General features: G+C 72.9%; 12 protein-coding genes and 3 tRNA genes. 11 read left to right on the plus strand and 4 right to left on the minus strand.

Features of this window, described 5'->3' with window-relative positions; translation table 11 throughout:
- Positions 1-40: 40 nt before the first annotated feature.
- Both ACQP6G_RS05480 and ACQP6G_RS05485 read left to right on the plus strand, forming a co-directional pair.
- Positions 41-1,030, plus strand: coding sequence for a carbohydrate ABC transporter permease (locus ACQP6G_RS05480; protein ID WP_429763199.1), 990 nt, complete (start codon positions 41-43; stop codon positions 1,028-1,030).
- A complete protein-coding gene (locus ACQP6G_RS05485; protein ID WP_429763200.1) occupies positions 1,027-1,989 on the plus strand; it encodes a carbohydrate ABC transporter permease in 963 nt (320 codons plus the stop codon). Before ACQP6G_RS05480 ends, ACQP6G_RS05485 begins: the two co-directional genes overlap by 4 nt.
- A 94-nt stretch (positions 1,990-2,083) precedes the next feature.
- Here ACQP6G_RS05485 and ACQP6G_RS05490 read toward each other — a convergent pair whose 3' ends face one another.
- Positions 2,084-2,527 (minus strand): DUF805 domain-containing protein, encoded by a 444-nt coding sequence (locus ACQP6G_RS05490; protein WP_429763201.1) that lies wholly within the window; start codon positions 2,525-2,527, stop codon positions 2,084-2,086.
- Between the two features lie 254 nt (positions 2,528-2,781).
- Here ACQP6G_RS05490 and ACQP6G_RS05495 point away from each other — a divergent pair, with 254 nt between their 5' ends.
- The gene (locus tag ACQP6G_RS05495) at positions 2,782-3,612 is read left to right on the plus strand and encodes an EamA family transporter (RefSeq protein ID WP_429763228.1); all 831 of its coding nucleotides are present in this window, start codon (positions 2,782-2,784) and stop codon (positions 3,610-3,612) included.
- Between the two features lie 38 nt (positions 3,613-3,650).
- Here the strand turns inward: ACQP6G_RS05495 and ACQP6G_RS05500 are convergent, their stop codons facing one another.
- Positions 3,651-4,244, minus strand: a complete 594-nt coding sequence (locus ACQP6G_RS05500; RefSeq protein ID WP_429763202.1) for a bacterial proteasome activator family protein — start codon at positions 4,242-4,244, stop codon at positions 3,651-3,653.
- Between the two features lie 87 nt (positions 4,245-4,331).
- Positions 4,332-5,309 carry an NAD(P)H-quinone oxidoreductase gene (locus tag ACQP6G_RS05505; RefSeq protein WP_429763203.1) on the minus strand — a complete coding sequence of 326 codons (978 nt, stop codon included), beginning with the start codon at positions 5,307-5,309 and terminating at the stop codon, positions 4,332-4,334.
- Between the two features lie 181 nt (positions 5,310-5,490).
- Between ACQP6G_RS05505 and ACQP6G_RS05510 the strand changes: the two genes are divergently transcribed.
- The 5 genes from ACQP6G_RS05510 to ACQP6G_RS05530 all read left to right on the plus strand — a co-directional run bounded on the left by ACQP6G_RS05510 (position 5,491) and on the right by ACQP6G_RS05530 (position 11,290).
- The gene (locus ACQP6G_RS05510) at positions 5,491-9,222 is read left to right on the plus strand and encodes a sensor histidine kinase (RefSeq protein ID WP_429763204.1); all 3,732 of its coding nucleotides are present in this window, start codon (positions 5,491-5,493) and stop codon (positions 9,220-9,222) included.
- A 33-nt stretch (positions 9,223-9,255) separates the two neighbouring features.
- Positions 9,256-9,705, plus strand: coding sequence for a roadblock/LC7 domain-containing protein (locus ACQP6G_RS05515; RefSeq protein WP_079573344.1), 450 nt, complete (start codon positions 9,256-9,258; stop codon positions 9,703-9,705).
- Positions 9,706-9,715: 10 nt separating this feature from the next.
- Complete coding sequence (locus ACQP6G_RS05520; RefSeq protein ID WP_429730019.1) at positions 9,716-10,132, plus strand: DUF742 domain-containing protein; 417 nt, start codon at positions 9,716-9,718, stop codon at positions 10,130-10,132.
- A gap of 406 nt (positions 10,133-10,538) precedes the next feature.
- Entirely contained in the window at positions 10,539-11,093 is a 555-nt protein-coding gene (locus ACQP6G_RS05525; RefSeq protein ID WP_429731380.1) for a GTP-binding protein, read from the plus strand.
- A 112-nt stretch (positions 11,094-11,205) separates the two neighbouring features.
- Positions 11,206-11,290 (plus strand) — tRNA-Ser (locus tag ACQP6G_RS05530).
- Between the two features lie 55 nt (positions 11,291-11,345).
- On the opposite strand, the gene ACQP6G_RS05535 is transcribed toward ACQP6G_RS05530, so the two are convergent.
- On the minus strand, positions 11,346-13,208 hold the full coding sequence (locus ACQP6G_RS05535; RefSeq protein ID WP_429763205.1) for a GMC oxidoreductase: 1,863 nt from the start codon (positions 13,206-13,208) through the stop codon (positions 11,346-11,348).
- A 112-nt stretch (positions 13,209-13,320) separates the two neighbouring features.
- Between ACQP6G_RS05535 and ACQP6G_RS05540 the strand changes: the two genes are divergently transcribed.
- From ACQP6G_RS05540 to putP, 3 genes are all read left to right on the plus strand, one after another.
- Positions 13,321-13,412 (plus strand) — tRNA-Ser (locus ACQP6G_RS05540).
- A gap of 155 nt (positions 13,413-13,567) precedes the next feature.
- A tRNA-Arg gene (locus ACQP6G_RS05545) sits at positions 13,568-13,640 on the plus strand.
- A gap of 190 nt (positions 13,641-13,830) precedes the next feature.
- The gene (putP, locus tag ACQP6G_RS05550; RefSeq protein ID WP_429763206.1) at positions 13,831-15,342 is read left to right on the plus strand and encodes a sodium/proline symporter PutP; all 1,512 of its coding nucleotides are present in this window, start codon (positions 13,831-13,833) and stop codon (positions 15,340-15,342) included.
- Positions 15,343-15,710 lie beyond the last annotated feature (368 nt).

Genomic DNA, 15,710 nt, shown 5'->3' on the forward strand with positions numbered 1-15,710 from the left:
TCGCTCCCGACTCCGTCCCGACTCCTCGAGGAGGTCATCGATGACCTGGTTGCTCGAGCCTGACACCACGGGGCAGAAGTTCCTGCTCATGGTGGTGGCCGTGGCGCTCTTCGCCGCGGTGATGGGCCTCATCCTGTTCCTGGTGGACCGGCCGAAGCGGATCCCGTCGTGGGTGGTGGCGGCCGGATTCGTCGGCGTGCCGCTCCTGTTCCTCGCGTACGGCCTGCTGCGTCCCGGCCTCATCACGCTGTGGCAGTCGTTCTTCAACCGCAACGGCACCGAGTTCATCGGCTTCGACAACTACGTGCGGGCGTTCACCGAGGGCCAGTTCCAGCAGGTGCTGCTGGTCACCGCGGCCTGGGTGATCCTCGCGCCGCTGCTGAGCGCCGTCATCGGACTCGGGTATGCAGTCCTGGTGGACCGCACCCGGTTCGAGAAGCTCGCCAAGGCGCTCGTGTTCGTGCCGATGGCGATCTCGATGGTGGGCGCCTCGATCATCTGGAAGTTCGTCTACGAGTTCCGGCCCGACCAGGCGAACATCAACCAGATCGGCCTGCTCAACCAGGTGCTGGTGTGGGTCGGCCTGCCGCCGCAGCAGTTCCTCATCGGGCAGCCGTGGAACACCTGGTTCCTCATCGTGGTGATGATCTGGATCCAGACCGGGTTCGCGATGACGGTGCTGTCCGCGGCGATCAAGGCCATCCCGGACGACATCGTCGAGGCCGCCCGCCTCGACGGGCTGCACGGCATGGGGATGTTCCGCTACATCACGGTGCCGAGCATCCGGCCGGCGCTGGTCGTCGTCCTCACCACGATCGCGATGGGCACGCTCAAGGCCTTCGACATCGTCCGCACGATGACGGGCGGCCAGTTCGGCACGCAGGTGGTGGCCAACGAGTTCTACACGCAGGCGTTCCGGCAGGGGAACCAGGGGCTCGCCGCGGCGCTCGCCGTCGTCCTGTTCATCCTGGTGATCCCGATCATCGCGTACAACGTGCGGCAGATGCGCAAGTCGGAGGAGATCCGATGACCTCGACCCCCACCCCCGGCCAGGCCGTCGCCGGCTCCGCCCTCGACGACGACGTCCCTCAGGCGGGCGTCCGCAAGCTCTCGCGCCTGGAGCGCCGGGCGATCGCCACGAAGGGCAAGCTGAGCTCCCCGTGGGCCTCGGGCATCGCGATCATCATCGCCATCCTGTGGACGATCCCGTCGCTCGGCCTGCTCATCACGTCGTTCCGCCCGCAGGAGGACATCCGCCGCACGGGCTGGTGGACCGTGTTCGGCGACCTGTTCACCGGGGACGCCCAGTTCACGATGGACAACTACAACGAGGCGCTGTACGGGAACAGCAACGACCTGTCCACGTTCTTCGTGAACTCGTTCGTCATCACGATCCCCGCGGTCCTCATCCCGATCACGCTGTCGCTGCTGGCGGCGTACGCGTTCGCGTGGATCAAGTTCCCGGGCCGGAACTTCCTGTTCGTGGCCGTGTTCTCGCTGCAGGTGGTCCCGCTGCAGATCGCGCTGGTGCCGCTGCTGTCGGACTACGTCGACTGGAACGTCAACGGCAGCTTCTGGACGGTGTGGCTCTCGCACTCGATCTTCGCGCTGCCGCTGGCGATCTTCCTGCTGCACAACTTCATGAAGGACATCCCGGCCTCCCTCGTGGAGGCGGCCCGGGTTGACGGGGCCGGGCACGTGAAGATCTTCTTCCGCGTCCTGTTCCCGCTGCTGGTCCCGGCGATCGCGTCGTTCGGGATCTTCCAGTTCCTGTGGGTGTGGAACGACCTGCTCGTCGGCCTGACGTTCGCCGCCCCCGAGTACCAGCCGCTGACGGTGAAGATCGCCGAGCTGGCCGGCACGCGAGGAGGGGACTGGTACCTGCTCACCGCCGGCGCGTTCATCGCGATGGTCGTGCCGCTGATCGTGTTCATCGCGCTGCAGCGGTTCTTCGTCCGCGGCATGCTCGCGGGCGCGGTCAAGGGCTGAGTCCGACCCGCCGCAGGGCGATGCGGACACGGGGACGACGACGGCGGCCCGGGCATCCGCCCGGACCGCCGTCGTCGTGCGTCTCGTGCTGCGGTCAGACCGCCGGAGCGCCGTAGGGCGCGGCCGGGCCGGCCGGCAGACCCTTCGGGTCCGGGCCGAACCGGTTCGGGCCGTGGGTGCCGTCCGTGGCGTAGAAGACGAGCATGATGATCGGCCCGGCCAGCGGGATGAAGGACATGAACCAGTAGAAGCCCGACTTGTCCTGGTCGTGCAGGCGGCGCACCATGACGGCGATCGTCGGCACGAGGAGCGCGAGGCTGATCAGCCCGACCAGCGCCGTGACGACGAAGTACCCGGCGCCGAACGTCCCGGTGGTGGTGTCGAGCGACGCCGCGCCGACGATGCCGAGCAGGATGCCCGCCACCGCGGCGACGATCACCAGGAACAGGTACCAGAACCAGAACTCCGACCGGCGCGCGCGGCCGGTGAAGGTGGCGTACTGCGAGAAGACGGACTTGATCGCGTCCGGGAAGGACATGGCGGCCTCACTGGGTCGTGGGGGAGGGCGGCGGGGACGAAGACGCCCCGCGGTGCGCGCGGGATCGCGCGCCGGCCCTGACAGCCCCGCGAGCGTAGGGCGTGTGCGCACGCGACGTCCAGGGCTCGTCCACGTCCCGTCCACATCCTGGGTGGGGAGGGCTCCCCGTCGCGGGTGCGGTCCGGATGTGCTGCGCCCGTATGCTCCCGGGGGTGTCGACCCCCGCCCCCTCCTCGCGCGGAGTGCTGGACCGCGTGCCTGCCCCCGCCATGTTCCTGGTCTCCGGGATCACCCTGTACGCGGGCGCGGCCGTCGCGGTCGGCCTCTTCGACCGGCTGGGGGCGCCCGCGGTCGGCTGGTGGCGCATCGCGCTCGCCGCCGTCGTCCTCCTCGCGTGGCGGCGCCCGTGGCGACGGCGCTGGACCCGCCGCGACCTCGTCGCGGCCGCGCTGTTCGGCGTCGTCCTCGCGGCGATGAACGTCGTGTTCTACGTGGCGGTGGACCACCTGCCCCTCGGCGTCGCCGTCGCGATCGAGTTCCTCGGCCCCGTGGCCGTCGCCGCCGTCACGGGCCGTGGCTGGCAGGAGCGGGCGGCGATCGTGGTGGCGGCGGCCGGCGTGGTGCTGCTCGCGGGCGTCACCCTGGGCTCCGGGATCTCGCGCGAGGACGCCGTGATCGGGCTGAGCGCCGTCCTCGCCGCGGCCGCGTGCTGGGCCGGCTACATCGTGCTGGGCAAGCGGGTCGCCCATGGCGGGTCCGGTGTCGACGGGCTCGCGGTCGGCATGGTGGCGGGTGCCGTCGCCTTCGCGCCGTTCTTCGCGTCATCGACGCCGGAGGTCGTGACCGACCCGCCCCTCCTGCTGTTCCTGCTGGTCGTGGCGGTCTGCTCGTCCGTCGTCCCGTACGTGCTGGACCAGGTGGTGCTGCGCCGGGTCGGCATGGCCCGGTTCTCCGTCATGCTCGCGCTCCTGCCCGCGACCGCCGTCCTCGTCGGCGCCGTCGTCCTCCAGCAGGTCCCCACCTGGCCGGAGCTGGCCGGCCTCGCGCTCGTCTCCGGCGCCATCGTCATGACGGCGCGGACCTGACCGGTCCCCGCGGGACCCGGTCGGGCTGCACGTACGGGCTACAGGTACTGACCGGGGGAGGGGCGCCGGTCGTCCTGCCCGGGCGGACCGGCCGGCTGGCCCGGGCCCGCCGGCCCGCTGGGGCCGAAGGGCGCGTGATGCGCACCGGGCGGTAGCGCGCGCCGCATCTGCGAGAGCTGTGCCTGCGCCGCCATCTGCTGGGCGACGAGCGCCGTCTGGATGCCGTGGAACAGACCCTCGAGCCACCCGACGAGCTGGGCCTGCGCCACCCGCAGCTCGGCGTCCGACGGCACTCCCTCGTCCGAGAACGGGAGCGTGATGCGGTGCAGCTCCTCGACGAGGTCGGGGGAGAGGCCCTCCTCCAGCTCCGCGAGGGAGCGTTCGTGGATCTCGGCCAGCCGGGTGCGGGCGGCGTCGTCGAGCGGGGCGTCGCGCACCTCGTCGAGCAGCCGCTTGATCATGCCGCCGATACGCATCACCTTGGCGGGCTCCTCGATCCGCGACGTCTCCTCGGGCTCGCCTTCCTCGCCGGGGGCCGCGACGCCCACCGGCTCGGTGGTCTCCCCGTCCGGGGTGACCACCCGCGGGGCGGTGCCGTCGGTGTCGCGAGTGCCGTCGTCGCTCTCGGTCATGCGTCCCAGTGTGGCCCACGGGGCCGACAGGAGCCGGTCGGGGCTCCGGGAGGCCGTCCGTGGGCGCCCGGGGGCGTCCGGCGGGCGTCAGGGCACCAGGAGCACCTTGCCGAACACCGCGCCGGACTCGAGTAGCTCGTGCGCGGCAGGGGCCTCGGCGAACGGCACCCTGGCGTGCACCACGGGCCGCACCCGGCCGTTGGCGACCAGGGGCCACACCCGCTCGCACACGGTCGCGACCAGGGCCGCCTTCTCCGCGGCGCTGCGCGGACGCAACAGGGTCCCGGTGACCCAGGCGTGCTTGGCCATGAGGGCGTCGAGGTCGAGCTCCCCGCGGCGGCCCCGCTGCAGCCCGATGACGACGAGCCGGCCGCCCGGGGCGAGCGCGCGGACGTTGTCGGTGAGGCCGCCGCCGCCGAGCACGTCCAGCACGACGTCGGCTCCGCGCCCGCCGGTCGCGTCGCGCACCGCGGCCACGACGTCCTGCGTGCGGTGGTCGACGGCGACGTCCGCGCCGAGCTCGACGCAGCGCGCCACGCGCTCCGGGCCGCCCGCGGTGGCGACGACGCGCGCCCCGAGCGCCGCGGCGAGCTGGATCGCGACGCTGCCGACGCCGCCCGAGCCGCCCTGCACGAGGAGCGTCTCGCCCGCGTGCAGCCGGCCGGTGTCGACGAGGTTGGTCCAGGCGGTGCAGACGGCCTCCGGCAGCGCGGCGCCGTCGACGAGGTCGACGCCGTCGGGCAGGGGCAGCAGCTGGGCGGCACGCGCCACGACCTGCTCGGCGTAGCCCCCGCCCTCGAGCAGCGCGACGACGCGGTCGCCGGGCGCCCAGGTGGTCACCCCCGGCCCGAGCGCGCGGACCGTACCCGAGATCTCCAGCCCCGGCCACTCGGGAGCGCCGGCCGGCGGAGGGTAGTTTCCGGCGCGTTGCAGCAGGTCAGCGCGGTTGACCCCCGCGGCGGCGACGTCGATCAGAACTTCGCCGGGGCCCGGTTTGCCCAGGTTGACGAGGGATAGGGTGAGTTTCCCTGGACCGCCAGGTGCCGATATCGTGACCGCTCGCACACCGATGGAGCCTACTCGCGTGCCTGGAAGCCCAGCCGGGCGCGGGGAGTGGTGCCGGACGTGATGGCACCCACCCGAGGATCGGACGACGACGGTCGCCCGCCTCGACGAACAGTGTTGGAGAGAGGTTCAGATGCTCCGCAGGTTGGGCGTTCGCGGGAAGATTCTTGCGACACTCGCCGTGCCGATCTTCGTCCTGGCGTTGACGGCGGGCTGGATCACCTGGCAGTCGCTGCAGGAGAACCGCAGCGCAGAGCAGACCGCGGCCCTGATGGAGTCGCTGCAGCTGCAGGACGACGCAGGCTCCGCCGTGGCCGCGGAGCGCGCCACGAACATCGCTGCCGACATGGGGATCCCGGGCGCGAAGAAGGCTCTCGTCAAGGCGCAGGAGACCACCGACCGCGCTCTCGACGCCCGCGACGAGGCGCTCGAGGTGCTCGACACCACCGCCCTGCCCACCAACGTGCAGGACGCCGTGAACCGGACGCTCCGTGACCGCACGGTCCTGGACGACCTGCAGCGCAACGTCATCTCCGGCCAGCTCTCCGAGTCGCGCGCGACCGAGCGGTACACCGCGCTGAGCGAGAACGCGCTGGACGTCCCGCGCGCCATCGCCCAGAGCAGCGACGACGCCGGTCTCACGCGCCACATCAACGCCTACGTCGCCCTCGACGAGGCGATGCTCGCCAACACCATGGAGCGACCGGTCGCCGGGGCGGCGCTGGCCCTCCTCGGGCAGGGCGAGGCACCGCCGTCGGACCTCAACGGCCGCATGGTGAACCTGCTGCAGACCACCGACGGCCTGATCGCGACCGCGCAGGAGCAGCTCGACCTGATCCCGGGCGAGCTCGAGGTGCCCGGCTACGAGGCGGACCTCGACCGCGCCCGCCTCCAGCTGCGCTACCTGAACTTCTCCGGCATCGACCCCGAGGTCGCGAGCCAGTGGAACGCGCTCTCGCAGGGCTGGGTCGAGTCCACGCAGCCGGTGCGCGACGACTCCCGCGACGCCGCGGTCGAGTACTCGAAGGACCTCGCGGGCAGCGCGCAGACCGCCGCCCTGCTGACCGGTGCGGCGGCGTTCGGCGTCGTGCTCGTGTCGTTCCTGCTGGCGCTGCTCATCGCGCGCCGCATCGTGCAGCCGCTGGCCCGCCTGACCTCCGCGACGGCGGAGGTGCGCGACCGTCTGCCCCGCATGGTGGAGCAGATGGCGGTGCCCGGGCAGGCGCCGTCGATCGACCTCGTGCAGGTGCCCGTCGAGTCCAGCGACGAGATCGGACGCCTCGCGGCCGCCTTCAACGAGGTGAACGAGACGACCATGGTCGTCGCGCGCGAGCAGGCCGCGCTCCGCGGCTCCATCGCGGAGATGTTCGTCAACGTGGCGCGTCGCGACCAGGTGCTCCTCAACCGCCAGCTGTCGTTCCTCGACGAGCTGGAGCGGTCCGAGGAGGACCCGAGCACGCTGTCGAACCTCTTCCGCCTGGACCACCTGGCCACGCGGATGCGGCGCAACGCCGAGTCGCTCCTCGTGCTCGCGGGCATCGACTCGGGCCGGCGCGTGCGCAACCCGATGCCGATCTCCGACGTCGTCCGCACGGCGTCGTCCGAGATCGAGCTCTACGACCGCGTCCGCCTCGACCTGGGCGTCGACCCGCACATGCTCGGCCACAACGCGCTGAGCTCCGCGCACCTGCTGGCGGAGCTGCTGGAGAACGCGACGATGTTCTCCGAGCCGCACACGCCGGTCGAGGTGTCGACGTCGCGCGACGAGCGCGGCGTCGTCGTCACCGTGCGCGACCACGGGCTCGGCATGAGCCCCGAGGAGATCGCGGACGCGAACACCAAGGTCTCCAGCCGCTCCGCGTCGGACGCCGTCGGCGCCCAGCGCCTCGGCCTCTACGTGGTCGGCCGCCTGGCCGACCGCCTCAACGCGCAGGTCCGGTACCAGGGCGGAGCGTCAGGGTCGGGCACGGAGGTCACGGTCGTCTTCCCGGCCGACCTGTTCCTGCCCGACGACGCCCTGCCGCTGCCGCAGCCGACCGACCCGCTGGAGGCGGCCACGCAGAACGCCGCCGCCGACCTCGGCGGCCAGATCGCGGAGGCGTTCGAGGAGCAGGCCCCCGGGCCGATCGGCGCGGTGCCCTTCGAGGCTCCGGAGCCCGCACCGTCGTTCGGGGTCCCGGACGCGGCGGAGCCCCCCACGATGCCGACCCCGGCGGTGGCCCCGGTCGCCCCGGTCGCGTCGGCCGCCCTCCCGGTCGAGCCCGAGCCGCCGGCCGCGGTGCCGGTCGACCTGGACGCGTTGACCGACGGCACGACGTCGATCGGCATGCCCCGCCGCCGGCGCTCCGGCGTCGGCTCCGGCGAGGCCGTGACGCGACCGGACACCGGCCCGATCGTGCTGCCGCCGCTCGCGACGCCCGAGCTGCCGGACCTGGACGAGGCGACCACCGACTCCTGGCGGCCGCCGGCCGAGGTCGAGGCCTCGGCGGGCTCGCTGCCGAGCCGGCACCGGGCGCAGCCCGAGCCGGTCGCCGAGCCGGAGCCCGTGTCCGCACCGGTCCTCGGCGTCGACCAGCGGGCGGGCCTGTTCTCGAGCTTCCGCTCGATGGGGTCGCTCGACGCCTCCGAGACCGAGAGCACGCTCCAGCTCGACGCGGTGACGGAGGACCCGGCGGCACTCCCGGACGAGCTCGCCCCGCTGACGCCGGCCGACCCGGCGCCCGCGGCGCCGGTCCTCCCCGAGCCCGTCGCACCGGTGTCCGCGCAGGACGCCCCGTACGCGGCCGCGCCCGTCGAGACGCCCTACGAGGCGCCCGTCGACACGCCTGCGGCAGAGGCGTTCGCGCCCGTGCAGCCGGAGCCGTACAGGCCGGCCACCGAGGCGGCGCCGGCCGTGGCGCTGCCGACGCGGGACGTCGCGTCCGCCGCGCCGGTCGAGCCCGCACATCCGGTCGAGGAGCCGGTGCGGCACGAGCCGGCACCCGTGCCCTACGCGGAGCCCGTGACGTCGTCGTTCGACCCGGTCGTCCGCGAGGTCACGGAGCCCGCCGCCGGGCCGGTCCCGGCTGCCGTCCCCGGGGCGTCGTTCGACCCCGTGACGCCTCCGTCCGCGAGCCCGTTCGCACCGACGACCTCGCTCGCGCCGGCGGAGGCGCAGGGGAAGGACGCGTTCCAGGAGCTGCCGCCGTTCGAGGACCTCATCGCCGACCTCCCGGGGCGTCGCGCCGGCCGCGAGGCGCCCGCGCAGGGCGGTCGCAAGCGCGGCCTGTTCGGGCGCAAGCCCTCGGCCGACGAGCCGGTGGCCCCGGCGGTCCCGACCGCGTCGCCCTTCCCCGCCGCCTCCGAGGCCGCGCCGGAGCCGGCGCTGCCCGAGGCCCCGGCCTTCGGGGCGACGGCGTACGGGACGACGCGGGACGAGGCACAGGTGCCGGCGCCGGCCGACGAGCCGGCCGCCTCCGCCGCGACGTCGTACGGCGGCTCGGTGCTGCCGCTGCGCCCGACGGAGCCGGCGGGCTACGACCCGCTGGACCCGCACTTCGTGCCCGACACCGTCGAGGCGCGGTCGGAGTGGATGGCCTCGGCCGTCCTCTACGAGGAGATGTCCACGATGCTGCAGCGCGGCGTCTTCCAGGAAGGGAACGTGACTTCGACGAACGAGCAGACGTACCGCCCGACGACGGTCGCGGGCGAGGCCGGCGGCCTCGCGCGGCGCCAGCGGGCGGGGGAGTCGACCGCGTCGACCGAGCGGTTCACGGCCCGTATCGAGCGGGACCCGGAGCAGCTGAGGTCGCGCCTGTCGGCCTTCCAGTCCGCCACGAGCCGCGGCCGGAACGACGCCGGGGCCGTCCGGGCCTCGACGCAGGCCGCCCCGACCGTGAATGATGTCCCTGGATCCGCGCCGCACCTGCGGTGACCTGCGCCTTCGGCGTATCGACGAGGAGGAAGCGTGACCCTCAGTACTGAAGCGACCAACTTCGGGTGGCTTCTCGACAACTTCGTGCGCACCGTCCCGGGCAGCCGCCACACGCTGGTGGTCTCGGCGGACGGTCTGCTCATGGCGATGTCCGACCAGCTCGACCGCACCAGCGGTGACCAGCTCGCGGCGATCGTCTCCGGCATGTCGAGCCTGACGCGCGGGGCGGCGCGCCAGCTCGACGGCGGCAACGTGCGGCAGGCCGTCATCGAGATGGACAACGGCTTCCTCTTCCTGATGAACGTCTCGAACGGGTCGGTACTCGCGGTGGTGGCCGAGTCCTCGTGCGACATCGGGCTCATCGGCTACGAGATGGCCCTGCTCGTCTCCCGCACCGAGGCGACGCTCACCCCGCAGCTGATCTCGGAGATGCGCGGGAACCTTCCGGTGGACGGCTCGACGCGCTCCGCGCGGGTGGGATGAGGTCGCGATCATGACGCACGCATCGTTCGGTTCTCTGGGTGCGCACTCGGCAGACGGCTACGAGGCCTCGACGGTGCGTCCCTATGCGGTGACCGGTGGCCGCGTCCGATCCGCCCTGTCCGACCTGCCGCTCGAGGCGCTGGTCGAGGTGATGCCCGGCGCCGTCACGAGCGTCGGACTCACCCCGGAGAAGCGGGCGATCCTGCAGCACGCCGCGCACACCTACGTCTCGATCGCGGAGCTCTCCGCGCTGCTGCGACTGCCCCTCGGCGTCGTCCGCATCCTGGTTGCGGACATGCAGGAGGAGGGGCACATCACCGTGCACACCTCGACCCCGGTGAACGTCCACACGGGTCACGGCAGTTCCCACTCGGGCCTGTCTCTGAGCGTCTTGGAGAGTGTTCTCAATGGCATTTCCGCCCTCTGACAGCCCGGCGCCCGGAGCCTCCGGAGGCATGTCCCCGGCGTGGGCTCCGGTGTCCCCGGCCTTCGGCGCCGTGAGCGCGCCGGTGGCCGGCGGCGCGCCGGCGGCGGTCGGCGCCCCGCAGCGACAGAGCGTGCTCGGCGGCGCCCCGTCCGGCGCCCAGGACCCGCGTCCCGCGGCGGCGCCCCAGGGCCCGATCACGTCCGTGCCGTCCGCCTCGGCGGCGCCGTCGGGGGCGGCGGCGCGGCCCGTGGCGCAGCAGGTGCCGGCCTCCCCGCCGCAGCAGGCGGCGCCCCAGGCGCCGGCCGCCCCGTCGGCCACGGCGCCGCAGCCCGCCGCCTCGCGCCCCGCCGACGCCGCCGCCACGCAGTCGGCCGCCGCGCCCGCGCCGCCCGCCGGCGCCCCGACGGTGACGAAGATCGTGGTCGCCGGTGGCTTCGCCGTCGGCAAGACGACCTTCATCGGTTCGATCTCGGACGTCGAGCCGCTCAACACCGAGGCCGCGATGACCGAGCACTCGGTGGGCGTCGACGACGCGGGCGGGGTCTCCGACCGCAAGACGAGCACCACCGTGGCCATGGACTTCGGCCGGGTGAACCTCCCGGGCAACCTGTGGCTGTACCTGTTCGGCACCCCGGGGCAGGACCGCTTCCTGTTCATGTGGGACGACCTCATCCGCGGCGCCATCGGCGCCGTCGTGCTGGTCGACACGGACCGCCTGGAGCAGTGCTTCCCGGCGATCGACTACTTCGAGTCGCGGGGCGTGCCCTTCGTCGTGGGCGTCAACTGCTTCGACGGCGTGGCGAAGCACCGCCTCGAGGACGTCCGCGAGGCGCTGCAGATCCCGGCGCACGTGCCGATGCTCTACACGGACGCGCGCTCGCGCGCGGCGACCAAGCAGACGCTCATCGCCCTCGTGCAGCTCGCGATGCGCCAGCTGCGCTCGGGCGGTGGCGCGGCCTGAGCGCAGGTCGCACGTCGCTCTCGCGGCCCCGGAACGCCTCGGCGTCCGGGGCCGCGGGCGTACGCCGGCCGGTACACTCCTGTGCCGGACGGGCGCTCGGGCGGCCGTCCCGGGAGGGCTGACAGAGCGGCCTAATGTGACGGTCTTGAAAACCGTTGTGCAGCAATGCACCGGGGGTTCGAATCCCTCGCCCTCCGCCCGACGACGCCCCGACGGCCACGCCGTCGGGGCGTCGTGCCTTCCCGGACCGGCTCAGCGGTGCCGGATCTCGACGAGCGGCAGGCGCAGCGCCCCGGGCGCGGCACCGGGGACGACGGGTCGCAGGGGCGCCGTCGGCGGCACGACGACGTAGCCGGCGCCGGGCGCGGGCCGGGCGTCGTCCTGCCCGTGGTTGGGCCACAGCGCGCACGCCCGCTCCGCCTGTGCGGTGATGGTCAGCGACGGGTTGACGCCCAGGTTCGCGGTGACGGCGGACCCGTCGAGCACGTGCAGGCCCGGGTGGCCGTGCACGCGGTGGTACGGGTCGACGACGCCCGTCTCCGGGGTCTCGCCGATGGTGCACCCACCGAGGATGTGCGCGGTCATCGGCACGTCGAAGGGGTCGCCCGCGCTGCCGCCCGCGAGCCCGCCCATGCGGTCCGCCATCGCGCGCACGGCGTCGTGCGCCACGGGGATCCACGCGGGGTTGGGCTCGCCGGTGCCCTGCCGGGAGGTGAGGCGCCTGCCGAGCGGGCCGGGCCGCGTGAAGGTGGTGAGCGAGTTGTCGCGGCTCTGCATGACCAGCGCGATGACGGTGCGCTGCGACCAGCCGCGCAGGTCGTACAGGCTGGGCAGGTGCCGGCGCTGCCGCCACAGCTCGCCGAGCCAGCGCCGCCAGCGCGGACCCTCCCCGGGGCCGACGCCGTCGACGAGCACCGTCTGCAGCAGCCCCATCGCGTTGGAGCCGCGCCCGTACCGGACGGGTTCGACGTGCGTCTGCGGGTCCGGGTAGAACGACGACGTGATGGCGACGCCCTCGGAGTAGTCGGGCCCGCCGTCCCGCCCGCGGCGGGCGGGACGCATGGCGCCGAGCAGCGCCTCGGAGTTCGTGCGTGTGAGGTGCCCGAGCCGGTCGGACAGGCGCGGCAGGTCGCCGCTGTCCCGCATCGCGTGCAGGAGGCGCTGCGTGCCGAGCGTGCCGGCCGCGAGCACGACCTGCCGGGCCCGGTAGGTGCGGCGGCCGGCCCAGCGACGCCCCGTCCGGTGGGTGCGCACCTCGTACCCGCCACCCGACCGCGGCACGACGGCGGTGGCCGTGGTCAGCGGGTGCACCCGGGCGCCTCCACCCTCGGCGAGGTGCAGGTAGTTCTTCACGAGCGTGTTCTTCGCGTTGTGCCGACAGCCGGTCATGCACTCGCCGCAGTGCAGGCACGGGTTGCGGTCGGGCCCGGCGCCGCCGAAGAAGGGGTCGGGGACGGCGGGGCCGCCGGCGCCGCGCGGGCGCTCGTCGCCGTCCTGGCCGAGGTACACGCCCACCCGTACCTTGCGGAAGGTGTGCCCCACGCCGAGGTCGTCGGCGACGTCGCGCATCAGCTCGTCGGCGGGCGTCGTGCGGCGGTAGTCGACGACGCCGAGCATCCGCTCCGCCTGGTCGTAGTACGGCTCGAGCTCGGCCTTCCAGTCGGTCACGTGGGACCAGGCGGGGTCGGTCCAGAAGGCGTCCAGCGGCCGGTACAGCGTGTTGGCGTAGACGAGCGAGCCCCCGCCGACGCCGGCGCCGGCGAGGACCAGCACGTCCCGCAGCCGATGGATCCGCTGGATGCCGAAGCACCCGAGCGCGGGCGCCCACAGGAAGCGGCGGAGGTCCCACGAGGTGCGCGGCAGCTCGTCGTCGGCGAACCGGCGCCCGGCCTCGAGGACGCCCACCCGGTACCCCTTCTCCGTCAGCCGGAGGGCGGCGACGCTGCCCCCGAACCCGGACCCGATCACCAGGACGTCGTAGTCGTCCGGTGCGTCGTCGGGTGGTGTGGAAGGGGGTGTGCCGGCGCTCGTGCCGGGGGTCGTGCCGGGGTGCGTGCGGTCGTCCTTGCCCTGGTCGGCGCGCTGCGTGCGGTCCTGGTCGTCGTCGTCCAGCATGCGGCAGACCGTAGCGCGGTACGGCGTGTGGGGGGGACGACGCCGCGCGGCTTTGCCCCCGGGCAGCGTCGCCGGTTAGTCTGGGCGCCGCGGTGTTGCTGTGTTGCCGCGAGGAGACGTCGCATAGTCTGGTCTAGTGCGCCACCCTGCTAAGGTGGTAACGGGGCAACCCGTTCGCGGGTTCAAATCCCGCCGTCTCCGCCAGGAAGGCTCCGGCTGCTGAACGCCCGGGGCCTTTTCTGTTGCCCCGGAAGGGGCGCGGCCGGTGGCGTGCATCACGATGCGGCTTCCCGGTTTGGGGAACCGGCTCGAGGGCTGTAATGTTCTCGTCGGTCGGTGCGAGAGCGCCGGCAAGGAATGCGCCCGTAGCTCAACGGATAGAGCATCTGACTACGGATCAGAAGGTTGGGGGTTCGAATCCCTCCGGGCGCACCGAAAGGCACAACGGCTCGATCCTCACCCGGGATCGGGCCGTTGGTCGTTTCGGCACCTACGGGGTGGCACAGCAGCGAGGTCAGCGCCGACCGCGTCCCGACCTGCCCCGGCCCGTCGCGCACCACGCGGCGGTCGGCGCGTCGAGCGCCAGACGCTGCACGACACGACCGAGAGGGTGATCGATCGCATGAGCGATCAGACCTGGCAGACGATCGCGATCGTCGCGTACCTGGTGGCGATGCTGTGCATCGGCTACGCCGCGTACCGCCGCACGGACGACCTGGACGACTACATGCTCGGCGGGCGCAAGCTCCGCCCGGGCGTGGCCGCGCTGAGCGCCGGAGCCTCCGACATGTCCGGCTGGCTGCTCATGGGCCTCCCGGGCGCCATCTACGCCACCGGCCTCGTCGAGGCCTGGATCGCCGTCGGTCTCACGATCGGGGCGTGGCTCAACTGGAAGTTCGTGGCGCCGAGGCTCCGTGCCTACACCGAGGTCGCGAACAACTCGATCACCGTTCCCAGCTTCTTCGACAACCGCCTGCGCGACCCGGCGCACCTGCTGCGCATCGCGGCCGGCGTGATCGTGCTCGTGTTCTTCACGTTCTACGTGTCGTCCGGCATGGTGGCCGGCGGGACGTTCTTCGAGAGCTCGTTCGGCTTCGACTACCTCACCGGGCTGCTCGTCGTGGGCGGCGTGACCCTCGCCTACACCCTGTTCGGCGGCTTCCTCGGGGCCACGTGGACGGACGTCGCGCAGGGCTGCCTCATGCTCGCCGCGCTCGTCGCGGTGCCCGTGATCGCGATCGTCGAGCTGGGCGGCTGGGGCGAGGTCCTCGAGGGGATCCGTGCGGTCGACGCCGCGAGCGGGACCGACCACCTGTCGTTCCTCGTGGGGGCGTCTGTCACCGGGGTGATCTCCGCGCTCGCCTGGGGCCTGGGGTACTTCGGGCAGCCGCACATCATCGTCCGCTTCATGGCGATGCGCAGCCCCCAGGACGCGCCCGCCGGCCGCCGGATCGGCATCAGCTGGATGGTCGTGACGGCGGTCGGGGCCGTCACCACCGGCCTCGTCGGCCTGGCCTACGCCAACCTCGAAGGCCTCCAGATCGACAACCCGGAGACGGTCTTCCTCGTGCTCGCCCAGCTGCTCTTCCACCCGCTCGTCGCGGGGCTGGTCCTGGCAGCGGTCCTCGCGGCGATCATGTCGACGATCTCGTCGCAGCTCATCGTCTCGTCGTCCGCGCTGGTCGAGGACCTGGTGAAGATGGCGGGCCTGCGCCTGAGGAACCGTGCCGAGGTGATGCTGGGCCGGGCGGGCGTGCTCGTGGTGGCCGTCGTCGCCGGGGTGATCGCGCTGGACCGCACGTCGTCGATCCTCGACCTGGTCGGTTTCGCCTGGGCTGGCTTCGGCGCCGCCTTCGGTCCCGTCGTCATCCTCAGCCTGTACTGGCGCCGCCTCACGCGCTGGGGTGCGCTGTCCGGGATGGTCGCGGGTGCGGTGGTCGCGTTCGTCTGGGGACGGTCGTCCCTCGCGGACTCGCTCTACGAGATCATCCCGGGCTTCGCGGTCGGCCTGCTCGCCGCCGTGGTGGTCAGCCTCCTGACGCCGCGGCCCGACGGCGCGGTGGTCGAGGAGTTCGACGCCGCGCGCCGGCTGGCGCGCGGGGACCGGCCGGAGCCGGAGTCCGTGACGGTCTGAGCAGGCGTCGGGGGCTCTCGTCGCAGCCCGTGGCCTGACGTGGCGCGCGCCACGTCCGGCCACGTTGCACGGAGCGCTCCGCCCGGGTAATGTTCTACGACGTCAGCCCGACGGGCCGACGGACATCGAGGAGACAGCCGAGAGGCTGGGTACCGATGGCCGGGCCGGGACTGAAAACCCACACCTTCAACGGTCGGGATGCTTCGCGCATTCTTCCCGGTGGGATCGGATCGTCTTTTCGACTTCCCTCCGATCTTCGGATCAGGGATTTGGAAGAGGGAAAGCGGTCTGGTAAGTTTGAGGGGTTGCCCCGGCGGGGTCGGAACTGAGAGTGGTTCTGGTTCTGCGGTGTGCGTCGGTTGTTTGAG

It is taken from the genome of Isoptericola nanjingensis (assembly GCF_050311635.1).
Lineage (GTDB): Bacteria > Actinomycetota > Actinomycetes > Actinomycetales > Cellulomonadaceae > Isoptericola > Isoptericola nanjingensis.

Excerpts from the sequence above, each read along its gene's own strand:
- ACQP6G_RS05480 (WP_429763199.1), top strand. The coding sequence starts at position 41 with ATGACCTGGTTGCTCGAGCCTGACACCACGGGGCAGAAGTTCCTGCTC.
- ACQP6G_RS05485 (WP_429763200.1), top strand. The coding sequence starts at position 1,027 with ATGACCTCGACCCCCACCCCCGGCCAGGCCGTCGCCGGCTCCGCCCTC.
- ACQP6G_RS05490 (WP_429763201.1), bottom strand. The coding sequence starts at position 2,527 with ATGTCCTTCCCGGACGCGATCAAGTCCGTCTTCTCGCAGTACGCCACC.
- ACQP6G_RS05500 (WP_429763202.1), bottom strand. The coding sequence starts at position 4,244 with ATGACCGAGAGCGACGACGGCACTCGCGACACCGACGGCACCGCCCCG.
- ACQP6G_RS05520 (WP_429730019.1), top strand. The coding sequence starts at position 9,716 with ATGACGCACGCATCGTTCGGTTCTCTGGGTGCGCACTCGGCAGACGGC.
- ACQP6G_RS05535 (WP_429763205.1), bottom strand. The coding sequence starts at position 13,208 with ATGCTGGACGACGACGACCAGGACCGCACGCAGCGCGCCGACCAGGGC.
- putP (WP_429763206.1), top strand. The coding sequence starts at position 13,831 with ATGAGCGATCAGACCTGGCAGACGATCGCGATCGTCGCGTACCTGGTG.